At 68.5% G+C, this 22,745-nt stretch carries 17 protein-coding genes; 9 read left to right on the top strand and 8 right to left on the bottom strand.

Annotated features, from left to right (window positions below; all coding sequences use genetic code 11):
• Positions 1–29: 29 nt before the first annotated feature.
• A complete protein-coding gene (locus tag O5M90_RS16230) occupies positions 30–287 on the bottom strand; it encodes a DUF3297 family protein (protein WP_137944865.1) in 258 nt (85 codons plus the stop codon).
• 135 nt (positions 288–422) lie between these two features.
• Between O5M90_RS16230 and O5M90_RS16225 the strand changes: the two genes are divergently transcribed.
• The 3 genes from O5M90_RS16225 to O5M90_RS16215 are packed head-to-tail and all read left to right on the top strand — an operon-like array spanning position 423 to position 3,703.
• The gene (locus O5M90_RS16225) at positions 423–590 is read left to right on the top strand and encodes a hypothetical protein (protein ID WP_171018410.1); all 168 of its coding nucleotides are present in this window, start codon (positions 423–425) and stop codon (positions 588–590) included.
• A gap of 36 nt (positions 591–626) precedes the next feature.
• Complete coding sequence (locus O5M90_RS16220; protein ID WP_269839562.1) at positions 627–1,136, top strand: c-type cytochrome; 510 nt, start codon at positions 627–629, stop codon at positions 1,134–1,136.
• Positions 1,137–1,159: 23 nt separating this feature from the next.
• Positions 1,160–3,703, top strand: a complete 2,544-nt coding sequence (locus tag O5M90_RS16215; RefSeq protein ID WP_440402175.1) for a cation-translocating P-type ATPase — start codon at positions 1,160–1,162, stop codon at positions 3,701–3,703.
• Here the strand turns inward: O5M90_RS16215 and O5M90_RS16210 are convergent.
• On the bottom strand, positions 3,678–4,286 hold the full coding sequence (locus O5M90_RS16210; RefSeq protein ID WP_269839560.1) for a DUF2242 domain-containing protein: 609 nt from the start codon (positions 4,284–4,286) through the stop codon (positions 3,678–3,680). The two genes, O5M90_RS16215 and O5M90_RS16210, sit on opposite strands and share 26 nt — an antisense overlap.
• Positions 4,287–4,384: 98 nt before the next feature.
• Here O5M90_RS16210 and O5M90_RS16205 point away from each other — a divergent pair, with 98 nt between their 5' ends.
• Both O5M90_RS16205 and O5M90_RS16200 read left to right on the top strand, forming a co-directional pair.
• Positions 4,385–6,469, top strand: coding sequence for an esterase-like activity of phytase family protein (locus tag O5M90_RS16205; protein WP_440402173.1), 2,085 nt, complete (start codon positions 4,385–4,387; stop codon positions 6,467–6,469).
• A gap of 66 nt (positions 6,470–6,535) precedes the next feature.
• Entirely contained in the window at positions 6,536–7,639 is a 1,104-nt protein-coding gene (locus tag O5M90_RS16200; RefSeq protein ID WP_269839558.1) for a rhodanese-like domain-containing protein, read from the top strand.
• A gap of 30 nt (positions 7,640–7,669) precedes the next feature.
• Here the strand turns inward: O5M90_RS16200 and O5M90_RS16195 are convergent, their stop codons facing one another.
• The 5 genes from O5M90_RS16195 to O5M90_RS16175 form a co-directional block, all read right to left on the bottom strand.
• A complete protein-coding gene (locus tag O5M90_RS16195) occupies positions 7,670–8,482 on the bottom strand; it encodes a M15 family metallopeptidase (RefSeq protein ID WP_269839557.1) in 813 nt (270 codons plus the stop codon).
• A gap of 24 nt (positions 8,483–8,506) precedes the next feature.
• Complete coding sequence (locus O5M90_RS16190) at positions 8,507–10,285, bottom strand: hypothetical protein (protein WP_440402171.1); 1,779 nt, start codon at positions 10,283–10,285, stop codon at positions 8,507–8,509.
• Between the two features lie 17 nt (positions 10,286–10,302).
• On the bottom strand, positions 10,303–11,706 hold the full coding sequence (locus O5M90_RS16185; RefSeq protein WP_440402170.1) for a cell wall hydrolase: 1,404 nt from the start codon (positions 11,704–11,706) through the stop codon (positions 10,303–10,305).
• The gene (locus tag O5M90_RS16180) at positions 11,703–13,208 is read right to left on the bottom strand and encodes a hypothetical protein (protein WP_440402169.1); all 1,506 of its coding nucleotides are present in this window, start codon (positions 13,206–13,208) and stop codon (positions 11,703–11,705) included. Before O5M90_RS16180 ends, O5M90_RS16185 begins: the two co-directional genes overlap by 4 nt.
• 120 nt (positions 13,209–13,328) lie before the next feature.
• Complete coding sequence (locus O5M90_RS16175) at positions 13,329–15,719, bottom strand: excinuclease ABC subunit UvrA (RefSeq protein ID WP_269839551.1); 2,391 nt, start codon at positions 15,717–15,719, stop codon at positions 13,329–13,331.
• Positions 15,720–15,981: 262 nt separating this feature from the next.
• On the opposite strand from O5M90_RS16175, the gene O5M90_RS16170 reads away from it, so the two are divergent.
• Genes O5M90_RS16170 through O5M90_RS16155 form a run of 4 tightly spaced genes read left to right on the top strand, consistent with a single transcriptional unit; the run spans position 15,982 to position 21,130 of the window.
• On the top strand, positions 15,982–17,766 hold the full coding sequence (locus O5M90_RS16170) for an FAD-dependent oxidoreductase (protein ID WP_269840087.1): 1,785 nt from the start codon (positions 15,982–15,984) through the stop codon (positions 17,764–17,766).
• Complete coding sequence (locus tag O5M90_RS16165) at positions 17,763–19,613, top strand: 2-oxoacid:acceptor oxidoreductase subunit alpha (RefSeq protein ID WP_269839550.1); 1,851 nt, start codon at positions 17,763–17,765, stop codon at positions 19,611–19,613. The genes O5M90_RS16170 and O5M90_RS16165 overlap by 4 nt, the downstream gene beginning before the upstream one ends.
• Entirely contained in the window at positions 19,610–20,662 is a 1,053-nt protein-coding gene (locus tag O5M90_RS16160; protein ID WP_269839549.1) for a 2-oxoacid:ferredoxin oxidoreductase subunit beta, read from the top strand. The genes O5M90_RS16165 and O5M90_RS16160 overlap by 4 nt, the downstream gene beginning before the upstream one ends.
• A gap of 30 nt (positions 20,663–20,692) precedes the next feature.
• Positions 20,693–21,130 (top strand): VOC family protein, encoded by a 438-nt coding sequence (locus O5M90_RS16155; protein ID WP_269839548.1) that lies wholly within the window; start codon positions 20,693–20,695, stop codon positions 21,128–21,130.
• Positions 21,131–21,151: 21 nt separating this feature from the next.
• Here O5M90_RS16155 and O5M90_RS16150 read toward each other — a convergent pair whose 3' ends face one another.
• Positions 21,152–22,639: a TAXI family TRAP transporter solute-binding subunit gene (locus O5M90_RS16150; RefSeq protein WP_269839547.1), complete on the bottom strand. Its 1,488-nt coding sequence runs from the start codon at positions 22,637–22,639 to the stop codon at positions 21,152–21,154.
• Between the last annotated feature and the right edge of the window lie 106 nt (positions 22,640–22,745).

The raw sequence follows: 22,745 nt of genomic DNA, 5'->3' as shown, positions 1-22,745 counted from the left end.
CGACGCCAGAAGGGTTTTGATTGCGGCGCTTATTTGTAGAAGGCCTCGACGGTGCCGGTGAGCTTGATCAGCAACGGCTGGCCCTTGCGGTCGACCTTGCGGCCCACGGGCACCTTGATCCAGCCCTCGCTGATGCAGTACTCGGACACGTCGAAGCGTTCCTTGCCGTTCAGGCGGATGCCGACGTCGCGCTCGAACACGGCGGCGTCGTGGAAGGGGCTGCGCGGGTCGATCGAGAGGCGGTCGGGCATGGCCGCGGGGGTGGAGGGTTGCTGGTCTTCGCTCATGGCTGGGTGGGTGTCAGGGGGTTCAAGAAGGCGCTATTTTCGCTGCTCGCCGCAGCGTCGATGTGTGGCAGCGCACAGACCCCTCCTCTGCCGGGGTGCAGACTGGTGCTTTGACACAGTCGTAAAGGTCTTCCCATGTCCAATGCCATCGCCGCCCACAAGCATCGTGCCCGTCTGCATATCCTGCGCGACAAGGTCAAGCGGGCGCTGCGCGACCAGCTGCGCGGCATTCCCGGCGCCGACGAGCGCGTGATCGCGCACCAGGCGGCGCGTGCCGCCTACCGGGCCGCGCATCCGGCTTGATGTAGAACAAGCGCCGGGCCTGGCCCGCCACCCACAATGGCCGCATCCCAGTCCGAAGCGGAGATGCGCATCATGGCCAAGCTGACGAGGTTGCTGATACTGGCTCTGCCGCTGCTGGTGGCCGGCTGCGCCGTGGAGCTGCAGAACACCGAGATGGTGGCGCGTGAGCGGGCCCAGCTGGCCGGGCCTTCGGGCTCGGTCTACACCGGTTGGCGCATCTTCCAGGACAAGTGCGCCGCCTGCCACGGCAGCGCCGCCACCGGCGGCAAGGGCGCACCCGATCTGCTGCAGCGTGTGCGTGAGATCGGGCCGCATCGCTTCGTCAGCCTGGTACTGACGCGTTATGACTGGAACCTCCCGGCGCTGCCGGCCGCTGACGTGGCCCGCGAGGCCGCGCTGGAGGCCATCCTGCAGCGCCAGCAGGGCGCGCTGACGATGCCGGCCTGGCAGGGCGAGCCCAGCGTCAATGTGCATATCGCCGACCTCTATGCCTATCTGTCGGCGCGCGCCGCCGGCACGCAGGGGCCGGGGCGGCCGGCGCCGTAGCGGCACTGCGATGAGGCCGCGCCATGAGTGAAGCACAAGCCGCCAGCGGCCTGGATGCCACCACCGCCGCGCGCCGCCTGCTGGACGAAGGCCCCAACGAGCTGGGTGTCAGCCAGCGCCGCGGGCTGCGCGATATGGCCTGGGACGTGGTGACCGAACCGATGTTCCTGCTGCTGCTGGGAGCCGGCGCAATCTATCTGGCGATGGGCGACGCGCAGGAGGCGTTGATACTGCTGGGCTTCGTCATCATCATCATGGCCCTGACGGTGCTGCAGGAACGCCGCAGCGATCAGGCACTGACGGCACTGCGCGACCTGTCCAGCCCGCGCGCGCGGGTGCTGCGCGACGGTGTGGCGCAGCGCATCGCGGGCCGCGAGGTGGTGCGCGAGGATGTGCTGATGCTGGCCGAGGGTGACCGAGTGCCGGCCGATGGACAAGTGCTCGAAGCCCATGAGCTGGCCACCGATGAATCGATGCTCAGCGGCGAATCGGAGCCGGTGGCCAAGCGCTCAGACGGCGATGCGGTGTTCGCCGGCACTCTGGTGGTCGGCGGCCAGGGCCTGGTGCGGGTGACGGCCGTGGGCCGGCAAACCGAGCTGGGCCGCATCGGCCAGTCGCTGCAGCAGATCGGCCTGCAGGGTTCGCCGCTGCGCGACGAGATGAGCCGGCTGACGCGCCGCCTGCTCTGGATCGGCATGGCCCTGTGCCTGCTGCTGGTGGGCCTGCTGTGGGCGCTGCGCGGTGATGCGCTGCAAGCCCTGCTGGCCGGCATCACCTTGGCGATGGGGGTGTTGCCGCAGGAGCTGCCGGTCATCATGATCGTGTTCCTGGCGCTGGCGGCGCGCCGGCTGGCGGTGCAGCAGGTGCTGACGCGCCGCCTCAACGCCATCGAGACCCTGGGCCAGACCACGGTGCTGTGCGTGGACAAGACCGGCACCTTGACACACAACCGCATGGCCGTGGCCACGCTGGTGGCCGGCGACGCCGAGCTGGACGTCTCCGCGCTGCCGGACGGTGCACTGCCCGAGCCCTTTCACGCGCTGCTGGAGTATGCGGTGCTGGCCAGCGAGATCGCGCCGCACGACCCGATGGAGCTGGCCTTCCACCGGTTGGCCGGCCAGCAGCTTGGCTCTACCGAGCACTTCTTGCATCCGCAATGGACGCTGGCGCGCGAGTACGAGCTCTCGCCCGAGCTGCTGGCGATGAGCCATCTGTGGCGCAGCGCGGCGCCGGCGGCCCCGCACGATGTGGTGGCCAGCAAGGGGGCGCCTGAGGCGGTGATGGCGCTGTGCCATCTGAGCGAGGCCCGGCGGGAGCAGCTGGCAGCCCAGGCGGCGCGCCTGGCCGATCGCGGCTTGCGGGTGCTGGCCGTGGCGCGCGGCCGGCATGCGCGCGACACGGCGTGGCCGGCGCTGCAGCAGGACTTCGATTTCGAGTGGCTGGGCCTGGTCGGCCTGGCCGATCCCTTGCGGCCTGAAGTGCCAGCGGCGGTGGCGCAATGCCAGCAGGCGGGCATCCGCGTCGTGATGATCACCGGCGACCATCCGCGCACCGCCCGGGCCATCGCCGAGCAGGCCGGCATCGCCAGCGCCCGGGTGCTGAGCGGTGACGAGATGCAGGGCCTGGACGCCGTCGCGCTGGCAGCCACGCTGCGCGAGGTCAGCGTCTATGCGCGCGTCAAGCCGCAGCAGAAGCTGGCCCTGGTCGAAGCACTGAAAGCGCAGGGCGAGGTGGTGGCGATGACCGGCGACGGCGTCAACGACGCGCCGGCGCTGAAGGCCGCCCATATCGGCATCGCGATGGGCCAGCGCGGCACCGATGTGGCCCGCGAGGCGGCGTCCCTGGTGCTGCTGCAGGACGACTTCGCCTCCATCGTCGGCGCCATCGCCGACGGCCGCCGCACCTTCGCCAATCTGCGCCAGGCCATGGTCTACACGCTGGCCGTCCATGTGCTCATCGTCGGCCTGGCGCTGCTGCCGGCGCTGTTCGGGCTGCCCCTGCTGCTGGCGCCGCTGCACATCGCCTTCCTGGAGCTGGTGATCGCGCCGACCTGCTCGCTGGTGTTCGAGGCCGAGCCCGGCGCCGCCGATCTGATGACGCAGCCGCCGCGCCGCAGCGGCGCCGCCCTGCTCGCGCGCCGCCATGTGCTGCTGAGCCTGCTGCAGGGCGGCCTGGTGACGGCGCTGAGTGTGGGCCTCTATATCTGGGTACTGAGCCTGGGTCTGGCGCAGGGCTCGGCCAACACGGCGGCCTTCATCGCGCTGGTGACGGCCAATGCCGCGCTGATACTGCCCAGCCGCTCGGCCCGCAGCGGCTGGCGCCACCTCTGGCAAGGCCTGACCCCGGCCGCTGCCTGGGTGCTGGGCGGCACCCTGCTGGCGCTGACCCTGATCACGACGCTGCCGCCGCTGAGCCGGGCCTTCGGCTTTGCGGCACTGCCGCCCGCCCTCTGGGGGGCCGCGGTGGCCGCCGGCCTGGCGATGATTGCGGCCTTTCAGCTGGCCAAGCAGCGGCTGGGCCGCAGCGCGGCCGAGCCGCGCGTCAGCGGTCCGCTGCCTGCTCCTTGACCAGGCGCTGCATCAGCGCGAAGAAGCGGTCATAGAACTCGCCGGCGGGAATCGTCTCGGAGGCCACCTTGACCAGCGAGTCCTGGGTCGAGGACAGCGGCACCGAGATCGAGCCGATCGCGCTGACGCCGATGCTGGTGGAGTTGGGACTTTTCTTCAGCGTGTAGCGGTCCTGCTGGGCCGAGACATAGGCGGTGGACAGCTGGCTGCCGGTCTTGCCGTCGGGCACGCAGACCACCGTGAAGCCGATCTCCACATGCACCTCGCCTTCGGGCTGGAAGCGCTTGGCGCCGTTGATCAGGCCGGATTGCGCATTGCTGATCACATAGCCCTGGCTCAAGAGCGCGCGGCGAGCGGCCTCGCAGGTGGTGTCGACATCGGCATCGAACAGGCGCGAGAAGGTCTCGTCCGACTGGAAGCGCTCCTTCTGATAGACCTGGGCCGGCCGTGTCGACTTGCCGAGCCCCGTGCCCAGGCCGCCGCAGCCAGCCAGGCCGGCCAGGCAGACGAGTCCGAGAACGGTGTGGCGGGCGCTGCGGCGCAGCAAGCCGGCAGACGGTGAGGGCGGCTGTATCGGGATCACGGGCTGCATTATCCCGTGCCGCGCTGTCATGGCCCGGTCACCGCCGCTGGCTATGGTGCGGGCCTTTGACCGCCCTAGCGAACCCCACCATGCCCTCGATGATGCCCCCGCGCGCCAAACCCCTGCTGGCCCTGCTGAGCCTGGCCCTGCTGTCCGCCTGCGGCAGCGATGACGACGGGCCTGCGGCCATCAACGCGCGCCTGCTGGACGGCGCGGTCGAGGGCGTGCAGTACAGCGCCAGCCCCTCGGGCCTGACCGGCCGCACCGGTGCGAATGGCGCTCTGAGCTGCAAGCCGGGCGACCAGCTCAGCTTCAGCCTCGGCGGCGTGGCGCTGGGCCAGGCCGCCTGCGCGGCCGACATCACGGTCGGCGATCTGGCCGGCACCCAGGCGCTCGGCGAGGCGCGGCTGCAGAACCGCCTGCTGTTCCTGCAGGCGCTGGACGAGGACGACGAGGCCGCCAACGGCATCCGCATCAGCGAGGCCGTGGCCGCCGCGCTGGCCGGCAAGAGCCTGGACTTCGCGGCCCCGGCCGCCGCCTTCGATGCCGCGCTGAAGGCCCTGCTGCCGGCCGCGCTGCAGGACGGCTACGGCCAGCCCTACAGCGCCCGCACGCTGGGCGCGCTGCGCCGCCTGGCCGCCACCGATCACTACGAGGCCATGCTGGCCGCCGAGCTGGGCAAGACCGAGACCACCGCCAGCAGCCAGGCCATCGCCGGCGGCGAGGTCAGGATCACCAAGCATGAGCTGCGCGCCGAGGCTTCCCTCTACGTGCCCTACGAGGGCACCAACGCGGCCGCCAGGAAGGACTTCCCCAAGGGCTTTTACCCGGCCGTCGGCTCGGGCCTGGTGTTCAAGGGCAAGGCCGCCGACGGCAGCCTGGAGTTCTGGGGCATCACCGACCGCGGCCCGAATGGCGACAGCCCGAATGCGCCGCGCCCCGACAACAGCGCCGCCAGCCTCAGCAAGATGTTTCTGGCGCCCGGCTTCACGCCGTCCATCGGCACGATCAGCGTCGGCGCCAAGGGGGCGCAGCTGAGCAGCCTGCTGCCGCTGAAATCCGACGCCGGTACCCGCATCTCCGGCCGCCCGCTGCCCTTCACCAGCATCGGCGCCAGCCTGGAGGTGCCGCTCAATGACGCGCTGCGTTACGACGCCGCCAAGGGCGGGCTCGACCCGCAGGGCCTGGACAGCGAAAGCCTGGTCTACGACGCCGCCGCCAAGGTCTTCTGGACCTCGGACGAGTACGGCCCCTTCATCGCCAAGATCGATGCCGCCAGCGGCCAGATCCTGAAGCGCTACGCCCCCGGCACCGGCGCCGGCAGCCTGCCCGAGGTGCTGAAGCACCGCCGCGCCAACCGCGGCATGGAAGGCCTGGCGATGGACGCCGCCAGCGGCAAGCTGCATGGCTTCCTGCAAAGCCCGATCGATCCGCTGGACGCGGCCGGCAAGTCCGTCGAGACCACCGACAGCGCCGATCTCGACCAGGACGGCAAGCGCAATGACAAGGTGAAAGTGCGCGACTTCGCGCAGTTCGCCCGCTGGATCGAGTTCGACCCCAAGACCGAGACCTCCAAGCTCTATGCCTACCCGCTGAGCTATGCGCTGGCCGGCGACAAATGGGACCGCAACCGCACAGGCAGCGCCAAGCTGGGCGATCTGGTCGCGCTGGGCAACGGCCGCTTCATCGTCATCGAGCAGGGCACCGACGCCAGCGGCGTGGTGCGCAACTTCCTGATGCTGGTCGAGCTGCCGGCCGGTGCCAGCGATATCGCGGCCGTCGGCATCGAGCTGGAGAAGAACAGCATCGACGCCAGCACGCCCAGCGCGCTGAGCTGGAGCCAGGTGGTCAAGCTGAAGAAGACCGTGCTGCTGGACCTGAACGCCGCCGGCTGGAAGGCCGAGAAGGCCGAGGGCCTGGCCGTGGTCGATGCCCAGACCCTGGCCCTGATCAATGACAACGACTTCGGCCTGCGCACCACCCTGGTCGACGCCGCCGGCCGCGCGCTGGACGGCGACCCGACCGCCTGCACCGTCGATGCCAACGGCGTCATCGTCAACGACGGCGCCTGCGCCGCCGGCGCGGTGGGCGTGCGCGTGGCCCGCGGCAACGAGATCGACCGCGGCACGCGGCTGTGGCTGCTGAAGTTCCCGAAGGCGCTGAGCAGCTACGCGATGCCTTGAACGACCGTTGGCGGCCGACCCGGAATGGGTGGAAGATGACGGGGCCTTGTTTCCCGAAAGTTCTTCATGTCCCAGCTCGTCTTCCGCCAACTGTTCGATCCCCAGTCCTCCACCTACACCTATCTGCTCGGCGATGCCGCCTCGGGCGAGGCCTTGCTGATTGACCCGGTGTTCGAGCAGGTGCGGCGCGACACCGCGCTGCTGCGCGAGCTGGGCCTGCGCGCCATCGCGACGCTGGACACCCATGTGCATGCCGACCATGTCACCGGCGCCTGGCTGATCAAGGCCGGCAGCGGCAGCCAGATCATGCTGTCGGCGGCGGCCGGGGCGACGAATGCCGACCGGCTGCTGCGCCACGGCGAGCGGGTGCATTTCGGCGCCCGCTACGTCGAGGTGCGTGCCACGCCGGGCCATACCGATGGTTGCCTGAGCTTTGTGCTGGACGATCACAGCATGGCTTTCACCGGCGACAGCCTCTTGATACGCGGCTGCGGCCGCACCGATTTCCAGCAGGGCAGCCCGGCCCAGCTCTACCGCTCGGTGCAGCAGCAGATCCTCTCGCTGCCGCAGGCCTGCCTGCTCTACCCGGCGCATGACTACCGGGGTCTGACGGTCACCAGCGTGGCCGAGGAGCGGCGCTACAACCCGCGCCTGGGCGGCGATGTCAACGAGGCCGACTTCGCCGGCTATATGAACAACCTCGGCCTGCCCCACCCCAAGCTGATGGACATCGCCGTGCCCGCCAATCTGCGCTGCGGCCGGCCGGAGCCGGACAGCGCGGCGGCGCAGCAGGAACCGACCTGGGCGCCCCTGAGCTGCAGCTTTGGCGGCATCTGGGAAATCCAGCCGGCGGCGCTGGACGAATGCCTGGCGGCCAATGACCAGGCCATCCAGCTGATCGATGTGCGCGAGCCTGCCGAATTCAGCGACAGCGCGCTGGGCCACATCCCCGGCGCCCGCCTGCTGCCGCTGGCCGAACTCGCCGCCCGCGCCGGCGCCGAGATCGCCAAGGACAAGCCCGTTGTCACCATCTGCCGCTCCGGCGCCCGCTCGGCCCAGGCGACCGTGCTGCTGCAGAAATCCGGCTTCACCCAGGTCGCCAACCTGGCCGGCGGCATGCTGCGCTGGCGGGCCGAGGGCATGGGGGTGGAGGCGGGGGCGCAGGATTGAGCGCGAGAGCCTGGAGAGCGCGAGGAGACATCAGAGATCCTGGCGAGCCAGCTCGAAGTGCATGCCGTCGCGGTAACGTGGACTGAAGTGGCCGCCCCAGGCGAAACCCTCGGCCACAAAGAACGGCAGCAGCTCGTAGACGCTGCCTATGGATCCCGGGGGAGCGGGTTCCCGTCCATAGCCGTTCCAGGCTGCGTTGAGGTCGATGGCGATGCCCCAGCTGTGCGAGCTGAGCCGGCCGCTGGCGGGATTCCAGCCGATATAGCGACTGACCCAGGTGCCCGAGCAGCTCAGTACCTTGGCACTCAATCCTGCTTGCTGGATAGCGTCCAGGGCACGGGTGAAACTGCCCAATGCCTTTCGATGCACACGCAGACGCGGCGCGATCGCCGCCAGCACCGGGTGTTGTAGCGGCACCAGTTCGGTAGATTCCCAGTTGGCGGGCTCTGTGATGCGCACCGCGCCGCCGACGGCATCAACATAGCTGAATCGACCGAACACCTGCTCGATCTGCTCCGTGCTGAGCGGCAGTATCACGTTGTTGCGAGCGTTGACGCGCATGCCTGATGTCGGTAGCGGCGGTGCGACTTCTTGCAGCTCCAGCGCACCGCTCCAGGCGTAATGGCCTGTGGCGTTCAGACGGTACCAGCGCGGCTCGCCCAGATAGGGCTCGCCGGCCAGCAACTGGTCCACCATGACTGCAGCTTGTCCGGGCACGGCGGGGTCAAGCCGGCTTTTCAGCGCACTTTGACGGGAAGGCTGCTCGCGGACATTGAGCTTGGCCAGCACACGGGCCTGGCGTGGGGCTTGCCCGTAGTCGGCCAGCAAAGGGAAATCGGCCATGGTTTGCTTCCTTCAACGGGCTTGTCAGCCGACGTAGCCATCGGCATCTGAATCAAAATCCTGGCTCAGCAGGACCTGGATCTGCTGGCGCGACAGGACACCATCGCCCTGGCCATAGGTCTTGATCTGCCAGACCTTGATCGCGTCGCGGGTGGGAATGTCCAGGCGTCGGCTCAGCTGCGCGCCGCTCAGGAGAACGCGGCGCTGGATGGTCTCTATCTCGGTGTCGGTCAGCGCGTGCTCCGCCTCGTTCAAGGCATCGCTGGATGCCGGGGGTACCGGTACATCGCCGCTCGACTGTGCGGTGGTGGTGGTCGTCAGCATCGATGCGGGTTTGCTGGCGGCGGTCGCCGTCGTTGCGTCGGGGTTGCTGCCGCTGCCGCGCAGCTTCATCAGCTTGCTGAGCATGTCGAACCAGAACGGCGCCCCCAGCGTGGCGGCGAAGGCGGTGATCAGCCAGCCTGCCAGCATGATGCCCAGCGCAGACCAATGTGCGGTGGCCGATGTTTCGGCGGCGGGTTCGCAGGCGGGCTTGGGGCTTGATGCGGCGGCGGATCCGTGGCTCGCCGGCTTGTCAATCTCACAGTCCGACCCGACTTGGCGCAGCGCCTTGGGCAATCCGCCGGGCCAGCCCAGCGGCACGCCGATGCGGCGCATCGGGTCGAGTCGCTGCAACTCCTTGCAAAGCCGGCGCTGCTGCTCATCGGCTTGCTTACCGCAGTCTTGAGGCGCTGCCGTGCCCGTGAGTACTGGAGCCTCGCGGTCGCGGCGCTCTTTGTCGATGGCCCCGGAGAGCTGTTTGCCGGCCTCATGGATCTTGTCCCCTGCTGGAACGCCGTTGCCACGCTCCAGCTTGAGCAGTTGCGCCTGCAATTCCTCAAACCGGCGCTTGCTGGCTTCGACGTTGTCGTAGGCCTCCTGCGGCCGAGGTTTCAGCAGCGCTGTTTGCCGCTCCATTCCCAGGGCGACACGAAGCTCGCGAGCGCCTTGCTGGGCGGCGAGGGCGGCCTCGGCTAGCGCCAGCTTCTTGGCCTCCTCCAGTTGATTGGCAGCAGGCCCTAGCCGGCTGATCAACTCGGCCAGCGTCTGCTCGACGCTGCTGGCCGCCGGTGCTATCGGCACGGCCTGTGGGGTGGCCGGCTTGGTGCTTGTCGCTTGGCCGCTCTCGGCCTGGTAGATCTGCAATGCCAGCTCGGCCTGCTTGACGACCCGCCCGCGCAGTTCGGCGTCTTCCCACAAGGCTTGGCCGATCACGATGGGATTGATGTTGAGCCCGACCGCCAGCAACAGGCCGAAGGCGAGCAGGTGAATCTGGTTGTCGCGTTTGAACCAACCGATGGAACGCTCATTGACCGCATCAAACCAGGCGCGAAGACGCGCTTGGTAGCTGTCCCAGTCCTGCTCGGCGCCCTGCAGCAGCGTGCTCATGCCCTCGGTCAGCTGGCGGTGCGTACCGGCCTGCTGCATGCGCGTGACCAGGTCCAGCGGTGTGCCTGGACGAAGCCCCCCCGCATGCTGGCGCGACAGATAGTCCAGCAGGGCGCCGACAAAGGCGTCCGACGACACATAGGAGGGCTTGCGCGCCGCACCGCGGATGTCCTGGGTCTGGTAGAGACTCTTGAGCAGCGGCTGATCCAGCAGCGTCTGCGCCAGCCCACTGTCATCGCCGAGCATCGAACTGATGGCCTTGAAGAGATTGTTGCCGCGGGTGTTTCTCCAGGAGTTCCAGAGCTCCTGAATCGAGGTCACCATCAAGGCACTGATGGCAAACATCAGTACCAGGCCGATGGCGACGTCTAGCATGCGGTTGTCCATGGCGGTCACCGGATTTTGTTGAAGAAGAGGTGCAAGCCGATGTCGGCGCAGGCACTGTGTCCGAGCGCCCAGACAGGTGGTCGACGCAGGCGCTTTGAGTAGTAGTGGGTGGCGCCTTGCGTGGCATCGATCAGATCGCCGGCGACCGCTGCCTTGGCCACCTCAAGCGCGCGCCGGTACTGAGGATCGCTGCTGCTCAGGCTCAGCAGCTGCCGACGATTCGGGTCGTCCTGGTTCCAGCAACTGAACTGATAGGGCTTGAGGCAGACTTCGGCAATGCTTCGACCCCAGTAACTCTGGCGCCGGACGCGGTTGAGCACGACGCAGGCCACCGCCTCGATGCCGGCCTGCGGTTCGCCGCGGGCCTCGCCCCAGAGGGTGCGGGCCAGCACCTCGACCTCCCTGAAAGCAGGTTGGGTGACGGGGGTCGACACAGGACTCGATGCCGCATGTGGGACCAGATCCGGTGCTCCCATGCGGTCGGCGTTCAGCTCATCGATCAGGGACAGGCTGGGCCAGGCACTGAAAACTCGACCGATGGGCATGGCGACGGCATTACCGCCCGAACCAGTCGGCGCCGAGCCCAGGTGCATGCCGACCAGTTCTTGTCTTTCGTTCCATAGCGCTGCGCCGCTGTGGCCGCCCTCGGTGCCGCCCGCGCACTGGTACAGCATGCCGCGGACGATCTGGTAGCTGCCGGCCGCGCCCCCTGTGCCGGGTTCCATTAGGCAGGTGATTTCCTCCACCGAGGCGGCAGGGCGGGGGGCGGGCTGGGCACGCAGGCTCAGGACCTGGCCCCCGGTGTAGAGGCCGGCTTGCCCCTGCGGCAGTTCGAAACCTCCGCGCAACAGGGTCTGCAGCTGTTCCGTCTCCAGCCTGACCAGGCCCGCATCAATCGCGCTGGCTTCGCCGGGGCTATGGAAGCTCGGTAGGAAGTCCGAATTGCGACCCAGCAACGGGCTGCCAATGCCGATCATCGCAATGCTGTCATTCAGCGCGCCGGCACCTCCTGCACCGAGCACGTGGCCGGCCGTCAGCGCGTAGCTTCGCAGAGCATGCTCTTTGGAATGCAGCAGGGCGGTCACCGTGCCTGGCCCCCCCTTGCAGCTCTGGTTGCACAGGCTCAGGCGAGCCGACTGCAGGGAGGCGTTGCTGCTGGCGCGCAAGGCTTGCACAGGCAGTTCGGCGCCACGCAGTCGCAGCCGGCGCGGCAGGTCTCGCGCAGCCAAGGAATCGTGGAACCCCAGGCAGGGTTGCCTGCCGAGCTTGAACCAACGCAGGGCGGACGCCGCCTCGGCACGCAGACCAAGAGACCGTGCCCTGCATTGCAGCCCTGCATCGGCCGGGTCATGGCTGGCGGCCAGCGTGAGCAGGTCTTGCAAAGCGTGCTGCAACATCGCGCTACTCATGCCACTTCCAGCTTGGCGCAGGGCTTGTCCGCCTGACGGATGAAGTTCTCGGTGGCTTCGTCCAGCACCCCGGTGGCCTTTTGCTGGCCCATCTTCTGGCGCTTGCATTGGAGCACCCGCTGGCCAAACAGGGTTTGCTTGGCGAGGTCCTGGCGAGCTGCGTAGTCCTGGCTGCTGAAACCTAGACCCAGCCAGACGGCCTCGCTGGCATCGGTTGCCGACGTGGCTGCTTCGGCCGGGGGCGTGGTGGCGACCTCCGGCGTGCTGCCGGGCAGCGGAGGAACGCTGCAGATGCTCAGACTGGTTTGCGTGTTCTTGGCAAGGTCAGCGAAGTGCTCAGACCAATAGGCCAATGGCGCCAGGGCTTTCTCGAGTGCGGCTCGCGCCTCATCGATTTTTCGCGTGTCGACAGGTTCTTGTGTCGGCACCGGCGGGATGGATGAAAGGCCAGCCTGCTGGGTGCCAGTTCCGGAGGTCTTGATGGGCTGGGTCAGTTTCCCAGCCAGTCCTTGCATGCTGCTCAAAGCCGTCAGCAAACCGCCCAGACGGGGCTCGGTCTTCTGCACCTCGTCATTCACCAGCGTGACAATCTCGGTGGTCTTGTCCCACAGCGCGCCGCCGGCGAGCACGGTCTGCCTCAGACCCGCGCGTACGCGGCCTGTGCGTTCCTCCGCAAGCTTCAGGAGCTCGCGGGCCCGCTGGAAGGCGGCCAGGGTTTGCACGGCGGGTGCCAGCGTGATGGTTTTGTCGCTGGCGGGGCGTATCTGACAGCCGGCGACGAGGCCAGCCTTGACGCGCTCGCACTGCTCCATCCAAGCCTTCGCTTCTGCCACATTGCCAGCACGGGGCTCGCAGGAGAGACGTTTGTGCGCGCAGTATGGCGCCGCTGTAGCGGCCGGTGTGTGCAACTGGATCCGCTGCTCTTGCTCCAGGGATTGAAGGCTGTGCAGAGTGTCCCTGAGCGTAGCGGCGGCGGTATCGGCAGACTTGAGGTCGCCACGGATGCCACCGCCGGCGCCAGACGCCGCGCCCAGCACCGTGTCCTCGATATACCAGGGGCGGGTGGCAGCGATCGCGCAACTCAGGGCGCGAATGCCGGCGCGGTAGGCCTGCTGGCGCGGCGGTGAACTCAGCGTGTCGGCAAAGATGTAGGTGGCGGTGCTGGCGACCCCCAGGTTGGCGACACCTCGGGCATGGCCGCCGCCCAGCCCGGCGGCCAGACCAGCGGCTCCCATGCCTATCAGGCCTAGCGCGCTCGTGGGCTTGATGCTACCCAGATGCTGGTCGGCCTGGGCATAGCCGGCTTGCTGCTGCTGCGCGTACTCGATGGCCTCCGCGACGCTGGGCGTTACCGGGCGCTTCTTTGATTGCGTTGGGCCGCCCTCGGGAACCGGCAGCATCTGGGCCGGGTACAGCTGCGGCTTCAAACTGGAGCAGGCACACAGACTGCCTGTGAGCAGCAGCATGGCGGCAAGTTGATGGGGCCAGCGAACGTTTTGCATGCCGCATCGTTGCTTGACCGGCAGACGCTGGCATCCTCTGCCATGGGGATCAGGTTCTCCGCTGGTGGGTGGGGCCGGTCAGCCCTCCAGAACGGCCCAACCGGGCCGCGGCGACGGCGGTCACCCCCTCACATACCCCGCCAAATGCCGCCCCGTCAGCGTCGATCGCGCCTTGACCAGCGCGGCGGGTGTGCCCTCGAAGACGATGCGGCCGCCGTCGTGGCCGGCGCCGGGGCCGAGGTCGATGATCCAGTCGGCATGGGCCATCACGGCCTGGTGGTGCTCGATCACGATGACCGATTTGCCGGCGTCGACCAAGCGGTCCAGCAGGCCCAGCAGCTGCTGCACATCGGCCAGGTGCAGGCCGGCGGTGGGCTCGTCCAGCACATAGATGCCGCCCTTCTCTGACATATGGCCGGCCAGCTTGAGGCGCTGGCGCTCGCCGCCGGACAGCGTGGTCAGCGGCTGGCCCAGGCGCAGGTAGCCCAGGCCCACATCGGCCAGGCGCTCGAGGATAGCCAGCGCGGCCGGCAGGCGCGCCGCGCCGGCGTCGAAGAAGTCACGGGCCTCGGCCACCGACATCGCCAGCACTTCGCTGATATCGCGGCCGCCCAGGCGGTGCTGCAGCACGGCGGCCTGAAAGCACTTGCCCTCGCAGTCCTCGCAGGGGCTGGCGACGCTGGCCATCGGCCCGAGCTCGGTGTAGACGACGCCGGCGCCGTTGCAGCCGGGGCAGGCGCCCTCGGAGTTGGCGCTGAACAGCGCGGGCTTGACCCCATTGGCCTTGGCGAAGGCGCTGCGAATCGGGTCCAGCAGGCCGGTGTAGGTGGCTGGGTTGCTGCGCCGCGAGCCGCGCACCCCACTCTGGTCCACGAAGACCACGCCGGCGCCGGCCGGCATCGCGCCGTGCAGCAGCGAGCTCTTGCCCGAGCCGGCCACGCCGGTGACCACCACCAGCAGGCCCAGCGGGATGTCGACATCGACATCGCGCAGATTGTTGGTGTTGGCGCCCCGTATCGAGAGCGCGCCGCTGCGCTGGCGCAGCTGCGGCTTCAGTGCAGCCCGGTCGTCGAAATGGCGGCCGGTCAGCGTGTCGCAGGCGCGCAGGCCCGCGACGCTGCCTTCGAAGCAGACCCTGCCGCCGGCGCTGCCGGCGCCGGGGCCGAGGTCAACCACATGGTCGGCGATCTGGATGGTCTCGGGCTTGTGCTCGACCACCAGCACCGTGTTGCCCTTGTCGCGCAGGCGCAGCAGCAGCTCGTTCATGCGCTGGATGTCGTGTGGGTGCAGGCCTATCGTGGGCTCGTCGAACACATAGCTGACATCGGTCAGCGCCGAGCCGAGGTGGCGGATCATCTTGACCCGCTGGGCCTCGCCGCCCGACAGCGTGCCCGAGGGCCGCTGCAGCGACAGATAGCCCAGGCCGATCTCGACGAAGGAGTCCAGCGTGTGGGTCAGCGTGGCCAGTAACGGTGCCACCGTTGGCGCCTTCAGACCGCGCACCCAGTCGGCCAGCTCGCTGATCTGCAGCGCGCAGGCCTCGGCGATATTGAGCTTGCCGATCCGCGAGGAGCGGGCCGCCTCGCCGAGCCGGGTGCCGGCGCATTCGGGGCAGGTCGTGAAGCTCACGGCCCTCTCCACGAAGGCGCGCACATGGGGCTGCAGCGTGTCTACATCCTTGGACAGCATCGACTTCTGGATCTTGGGGATCAGGCCTTCGTAGGTCAGGTTGATGCCGTCGACCTTGATCTTGGTCGGCTCCTTGTACAGCAGGTCGTGCAGCTCCCGTTTGCTGAATTTGCGGATCGGCTTGTCGGGGTCGAAGAAGCCGCAGCCATTGAAGATGCGGCCGAACCAGCCGTCCATGCTGTAGCCGGGTATCGTCAGCGCCCCTTGGTTGAGCGACTTGCTGTCGTCATAGAGCTGGTCCAGGTCCATATCGCTGACCGAGCCCATGCCCTCGCAGCGCGGGCACATGCCGCCCAGGCGGGTGAAGCTCTGCTTGACGGCCTTGCTGCCGGCGCCGCGCTCGACCTCGATCACCCCCACGGCCCGCACCGAGGGCACGTTGAAGGCAAAGGCACTGGGCGGGCCGATCTGCGGCTGGCCGAGCCGGCTGAACAGGATGCGCAGCATCGCGTTGGCGTCGGTGACCGTGCCCACGGTCGAGCGGGCGTTGGCGCCCAGGCGTTCCTGGTCCACGATGATGGCCGTCGTCAGCCCTTCCAGCACATCGACCTCGGGCCGCGCCAGTGTCGGCATGAAGCCCTGCACAAATGCGCTGTAGGTCTCGTTGATCAGGCGCTGCGATTCCGCCGCGATGGTGCCGAACACCAGCGAGCTCTTGCCCGAGCCCGAGACCCCGGTGAATACCGTCAGCCGACGTTTGGGCAGCTCGACGCTGATGTCCTTCAGATTGTTGACTCGCGCGCCCTGCACACGGATGCGGTCGTGGCTGCCGTGCGGCTCGATGGTTTTGGCCGGCCTGGCGGTTTTCTTCGTGGCCGTCATGTCTGCTTGTCTCCCTGGGTTCGCAGGCCGGGGCCTGGCGAGGTGTTGTCGGATCATCGTAAATCCAGGAATGCAGAAATCCTGGCATGCCGAAAGTAAGGAAATCGGAAAAGTCCTGCCGAGCCGCCCGGGTTTGCCCCTGCATCCCAAGCTGGTGCGCCGGGCGTAGACTGGCTCGAGGAGTGAGGCACCGATCTGGCGCGAGTTCGCCCTGTTCTGGACGGTGAGCCCTGCTCGCCCAGCCATGCAGGAGGTCAGCCAGGTGCAGCCCAGCGACATTGCCGATACGGCCTATTTCCACAAGGTCGTCGACTGCCAGTGGGCCTGTCCGGCCCATACCCCCGTACCCGAGTACATCCGCCTGATTGCCCAGGGCCGCTATGACGAGGCCTATCTGGTCAACTGGGTGTCCAACGTCTTCCCGGGCGTGCTGGGGCGCACCTGCGACCGGCCCTGCGAGCCGGCTTGCCGGCGCGGGCGGGTGGAAGAGGCGAACGCACAGACGCCGGAGGCCGTGGCGATCTGCCGGCTCAAGCGCGTGGCAGCCGACAACAAGAGTGAGGAGCTGCGTGCGATGCTGCCAGTGCCGGCCGCTCGCAATGGCAAGAAGGTCGCCTGCGTCGGTGCCGGCCCAGCCTCGCTGACGGTGGCGCGAGATCTGGCGACCCAGGGCTATGCGGTGACGGTGTTTGACGGCGAGGCGAAGGCGGGCGGTTTCATCCGGACACAGATCCCGCGCTTTCGTCTGCCCGAGAGCGTGATCGACGAGGAGTGCGGGTTCGTCCTTGGCCTGGGCGTCGAGCTGCGCGCCGGCCAGCGCATTGCGTCGATGAAGGCGCTGCTGGCCGAGGGCTATGACGCGGTGTTTGTCGGCAGCGGTGCGCCGCGTGGGCGAGACCTGAGCCTGCCGGGCCGGCAGGAGGCCGCCGCTGACATCCATATCGGCATCGACTGGCTGGCCTCCGTGTCCTTCGGGCATGTCACGGCGGTCAAGCCGCGCGTCATCGTGCTGGGCGGCGGCAATACCGCGATGGACTGCTGCCGCTCGGCCCGCCGGCTCGGGGCCGAGTCCGTCACGGTGGCGGTACGCAGCGGCTATGCGCAGATGAAGGCCTCGCCCTGGGAGAAGGAGGATGCGCAGCACGAGGGCATCCCGATACTGGACTTCCATCAGCCGCTGGCCTTCGAGCACGACGGCGCGGGCCGGCTGACCGGCATGCGCTTCAAGCGGGTGCAGCAGGGCGACGAGATCGTGATCCCCTGCGACGAGGTGCTGTTGGCCGTGGGCCAGGAGAACGCCTTCCCCTGGATAGAGCGCGATGCGGGCATAGACTTCAACGAGCAGGGGCTGCCGGTGCTGGATGCGATCAGCCACCAGTCCAGCCGGCCCGATGTCTTCTTCGGCGGCGATGCCGCCTTCGGGCCCAAGAACATCATCTGGGCCGTGGCCCATGGCCATGAGGCGGCGGTGTCTATCGACCGTTTTCTGCATGCCGAGCCGGTGAGCAGGCGGCCGGCGCCGCATGTCAATCTGCTGTCGCAGAAGATGGGCATCCATGAGTGGAGCTACGACAACAACCCCTCCAACGATCTGCGCAACAAGGTGCCCTGGACCGCGGCCGACAAGGCGCTGGCCAGCATCCGGGTGGAGGTGGAGCTGGGCTTCGATGCCGCCACCGCCTTCAAGGAGGCGCAGCGCTGCCTGAACTGCGATGTGCAGACGGTGTTCAGCGACAAGCTCTGCATCGAGTGCGATGCCTGCGTGGACATCTGCCCGACGGACTGCATCACGTTTACCGAGAACGGCGAGGAGACCGAGTTGCGCCAGCGACTCAAGGCACCGGCGCTGAACCTGAGCCAGGACCTGTATGTCAGCGGCGCCTTGAAGACCGATCGCGTGATGGTCAAGGACGAAGACGTCTGCCTGCATTGCGGCCTGTGCGCCGAGCGCTGCCCGACCGGGGCCTGGGATATGCAGAAGTTCCTGCTGCTGACGACCAAGGCGGGACCGGGCTGCCGGGATCACGCGATCAGGAGAGGCGCATGAGCCGTATCGAGGCGGTCAACGATTTCGTCGTCAAGTTCGCCAATGTCAACGGCTCGGGCTCGGCCTCGGCCAACGAGCTGTTCGCGAAAGCGATCCTGCGCATGGGCGTGCCGGTCAGCCCGCGCAATATCTTCCCCAGCAATATCCAGGGCCTGCCGACCTGGTACGAGGTGCGGGTCAGCGAGGCCGGCTGGCTGGGCCGGCGCGGCGGCGTCGACCTGATGGTGGCGATGAACCCGCAGACCTGGGCCCAGGACGTGGCCGAGGTGGAGCCGGGTGGCTATCTGTTCTACGACTCGACCCGGCCGCTAGGCCCCGAGGCGGTGCCGCGCAGCGACATCCATGTGCTGGGCATGCCGGTCACCGCCATCTGCAACGCCACCTACGAGGACTCGCGCCAGCGCCAGCTCTTCAAGAACATCATGGTGCTGGGGGCGCTCAGCCAGCTGATGGAGATAGACCCGGCCGAGATCGAGACGCTCTTTGCCGAGCAATACCGCGGCAAGGAGAAGCTGCTGGACTCGAATGTGCGGGCCCTGCACGCCGGCCGCGAGTTCGCGCGCGATCACCTGGGCCAATCCTTGGAAGGAGGGCTGCGGCTGAAGGTCCGGCGTGCCGACCGCATCGGCGAGCGCATCTTCATCGAGGGCAATGCCGCCACCGCGCTGGGCTGCGTGTATGGCGGCGCGACGGTCTGCGCCTGGTACCCGATCACGCCCTCCTCCTCGGTGGCCGAGGCCTTCCAGAAATACTGCGCCAGCTACCGGGTCGACCCGCAGACTGGGCAGCACCGCTACGCCATCGTGCAGGCCGAGGACGAGATCGCCTCGATCGGCATGATCACCGGCGCCGGATGGAACGGCGCGCGCGCCTTCACCGCGACCTCCGGCCCCGGCGTCTCGCTGATGACCGAGTTCCTGGGCCTGGCCTATTTCGCCGAGATCCCGATCACCATCATCGATGTGCAGCGTGGCGGCCCCTCGACCGGCATGCCCACCCGCACCCAGCAGGCCGATTTGCTCAGCAGCGCCTATGCCTCGCATGGCGACACCAAGCATGTGCTGCTGCTGCCCGAGGATCCGAAGGAGTGCTTCGAGCATGCAGCGGCCGCGCTGGACCTGGCGGACCGACTTCAGACCCCGGTCTTCGTGATGAGCGATCTGGACATCGGCATGAACCAGCGCCTGTGCGAGCCGCTGGCATGGGACGAGACGCGCAGCTATGACAGGGGCAAGGTGATGAGCGCCGAACAGCTGGACGCCGGCGCCCATCAAGGTCGCTACGAGGATGTCGACGGCGACGGCATTCCCTGGCGCACCCTGCCCGGCACCCATGCCAGCAAGGGGGCCTACTTCACGCGCGGCACCACCCGCAATGCCCGGGCGCAGTACTCCGAGGCCGGCGCCGACTACCTCTACAACGTCGAGCGCCTGCAGAAGAAATTCACCACCGCCGCAACCCTGGTGCCGCAGCCGGTGCTGAAGCCGGCGGCGGCCAAGACGGTGCTGGGCGTGATCTATTTCGGCTCCACCGCGCCGGCCATGGACGAGGCCCTGCAGGCCCTGGCCGAGGCCGGCATCCATCTGGACGGGCTGCGGCTGCGCGCCTTCCCCTTCCCGGCCCTGGTCGGCGAGTTCGTGCGCGCGCATGAGCAGGTCTTCGTCGTCGAGCAAAACCGCGACGCGCAGATGCGCACGCTGCTCATCACCGAGCTGGAGCTCAACCCGGCGCGGCTGACCCGCGTGCTGCACTTCGACGGCACGCCGATCACCGCCCGCTTCATCACGCAGGCGATCACCCGCCATGTGCATGCCCTCGCCACCACGCCCCGACAGGAGCCGGCATGACCTACCTCGCCAAACCCAGGCTCCATCACCCCTCGCTGCAGAAGAATGCGGTCGGCTACACCCGGCGTGACTACGAGGGCAAGGTCTCAACCCTGTGCGCCGGCTGCGGCCACGATTCCGTCTCGGCCGCCATCGTCCAGGCCTGCTGGCAGCTGGACATCGCGCCGCACCGCGTCGCCAAGCTCTCGGGCATAGGCTGCAGCTCCAAGACCCCGGACTACTTCCTCGGCGCCAGCCATGGCTTCAACACCGTGCACGGGCGCATGCCCAGTGTGGTGACCGGCGCCAACCTGGCCAACCGCGAGCTGCTGTATCTGGGCATCAGCGGCGACGGCGACTCGGCCTCGATAGGCCTGGGCCAGTTTGCCCACGCGATGCGCCGGGGCGTGGCCATGGTCTATATCGTCGAGAACAACGGCGTCTACGGCCTGACCAAGGGTCAGTTCAGCGCCACCGCCGACCGCGGCTCGACGGCCAAGAAGGGCGCGACCAATCAGGATGCCGCGATCGACCTGGTCAGCCTGGCCCTGCAGCTGGGCGCTACCTATATCGCGCGGGGCTTCAGCGGCGACAAGAGCCAGCTGGTGCCGCTGATCGAAGGGGCGATCAAGCATCGCGGCGCGGCCTTCATCGATGTGATCAGCCCCTGCGTCGCGTTCAACAACCATGCCGGCAGCACCCGCAGCTACGACCATGTGCGCGAGCACAACGAGGCGCTCAACCGCATCGACTTCATTGATCTGGCACCCGCGCAACAGGCGGCTGGCGACGAGGCGGTGATCCTGCTGCCGCAGCCCGATGGCAGCCAGATGCGATTGCGCCGTGTGAAGGCAGACTACAACCCCACCGACCGCATCGCCGCAATGAATCAGGTGGCGGCGCTGCAGGCCGCCGGCGAGATCGCCACCGGCCTGCTCTTCGTCGACCCGCTCGCGCGCGATATGCACCAGGGCCTGAACACCGTGACCACGCCGCTGAACCGGCTGGGCGAGCGGGAGCTCTGCCCCGGTGCAGCGGTTCTGGCCAAGATCAACGCGGGGCTGCGCTGAGGCGGCCCTCAAGCCAGGAGCGAGACAACCATGCGCATCGATCCCTATCTCTTCTTCCCCGGCCGCTGCGAAGAGGCCATCAAGTTCTACGTCAGCGAGCTGGGCGCCGAGCTGCAGATGATGATGCGCTACTCGGACAGCCCTGAGCCGCCACCACCGGGCATGGTGGCGCCGGGCAGCGAGCACAAGATCATGCATGCCTCGCTGCTGATCGGCGGCGCGCTGCTGATGTTGTCCGACGGCGACTGCAGCGGCGCCGATCCGACCGCCGCCTTCAAGGGCTTCTCGCTCTCGCTGGACTGCGCCGACGAGGCGGAGGCACGGCGCGTCTTCGACGCGCTGGCCGGCCAGGGCGGGCAGATCACGATGCCGCTGGGTCCGACCTTCTGGGCCCCGCTGTTCGGCATGGTCAGCGACAGGTTTGGCGTTGGCTGGATGGTGGGGGTGGCGGCCGAGCCCGAGGCCTGATCGATTTTCTCGTGGCGGGTGTTACTGGCCCGCTGCCGCCATCGCCTCCAGAGCCTTCAGTGCCGCCTGATGCTGTGGCACCGCCAGGCCCTGGCGGGCGTTGGTGGCGGCGATCTGGGCGCCCTGGGTGCTGCCGCGAGCGGTCAGGTCGCCGCCCTGGCCGAACACGAAACGGGTCAGCGCGCCGACCTCGGAGTCCGACAGCTCCGGCGCGGCCAGCAGCAGCGCGGCGGTCGCGACCGTGCTGATCTCGGCACTCTGGCTTGCATAGCTGCCGCGCGCGATGCGGTGCGCGAACAGACCCGAGGGCGCGGTGCTCAGCCGGGCGATGGCGCGCTCCGACAGCGGCAGCAGGCGCAGCGGCAGCTCGGACAGCGCCTCGCGGATGCTGTCGGCCGGCACGCCGATGACCTGGATCAGCGCATCGACCCGGCCCTGGCGCAGCGCCACCAGGGCTTCGCCCAGCGGCAGCTCGACGGCCCGGATGTCCGCATCGGCCAGCTCATGGGCACGCAGCACGCGCAGCGCGGTCAGCCGCGAGGCCGAACCCGGCACGCCGATCGCGATGCGCTGGCCGCGCAGATCGGCCACCGTCCTGGCCTTGGAGTCGGCCGCGACCAGCACATGGACCGGCTCCGGATAGAGGCTGCCGATCGCTCGCAGCGCGGCGTCGGGGCCGTCGGCGGCGAACTCGTCGCTGCCCTGGTAGGCCGCCAGCGCCGCGTCGCCCTGGGCCAGCGCCAGCGCGACCTTGCCGGCGCGCAGCAGGCGCAGGTTCTCGTCGCCACCGCGCGTCACCAGCGGCACGGTGCGCGCGCCCTGCTGCGAGGACAGGGCCTGCACAAAGCGCAGATACTGGCCGCGCTCCGGGCCGGCGGCGATCGCATAGCCGTCGGCCGCGCGGGCCAGGCGTGCGCGTATCGCCGCATGGGCGGCGGCGAGCTCCTCCTCGATCATCGCGGCCTGCGTCGGCGCCGAGTCTCGCGACACCGCCTCCACCACCTTGCGCATCGCATCCAGCAAGGTCGCGGCGCGGCCGGCCGGGGCATTGCTGGCATAGCTGGGCGCGGCGGCGGGCTGGTAGCCGCCGGGCGCCACGGCCTGCCATTGATCGCCGTCGCGCTGGTAGAGCGCCGTGCCATGGACGCGCACGAGGTCGCCGGCCTTGTTGCCGCCGGCCGTGATGCCCACCAGGCCTTTGGGCCCGGCGCCCAGCGCCGACACCAGGCCGGCCACGCCGGGCGAGTCCCAGCCGCCGAAGTCGAAGTCGCGGTTCAGGCGCAGCGCGATGTCGTAGTAGACGATGCGGCGCGTCTGGCCGTCCGGCGCCTTGCTGTCGGACTGCGAGCCGCGGCGCTGCAGCTCGTGCAGGCTGACCGTGCCCTCGGGCAGGGCCTGGGCCAGGCGGATCTGCAGATCGCGCTGCAAGGTGTCGGTGTCGGCGACGCGGCCGCAGGCGATCAGCAGCGGCAGCAGCACGAGGCCGATGAACAGGGTTCGTAACGTCATCTCAGTTGTCCATTCCGCGCCCGTGACGCATAAGAATTTGTGTTCCGGGCCGAGCGCCGTCCCCTTGGGGGGGACCGGCCAAGGTAGTCCTTGGACGAGGGGTTGG

The organism is Paucibacter sp. M5-1 (assembly GCF_027498415.2).
Taxonomy (GTDB): Bacteria; Pseudomonadota; Gammaproteobacteria; order Burkholderiales; family Burkholderiaceae_C; genus Roseateles_E.
Note: the sequence above shows the minus strand (reverse complement) of the source record. Positions and strands in the feature narration are given on the sequence as shown.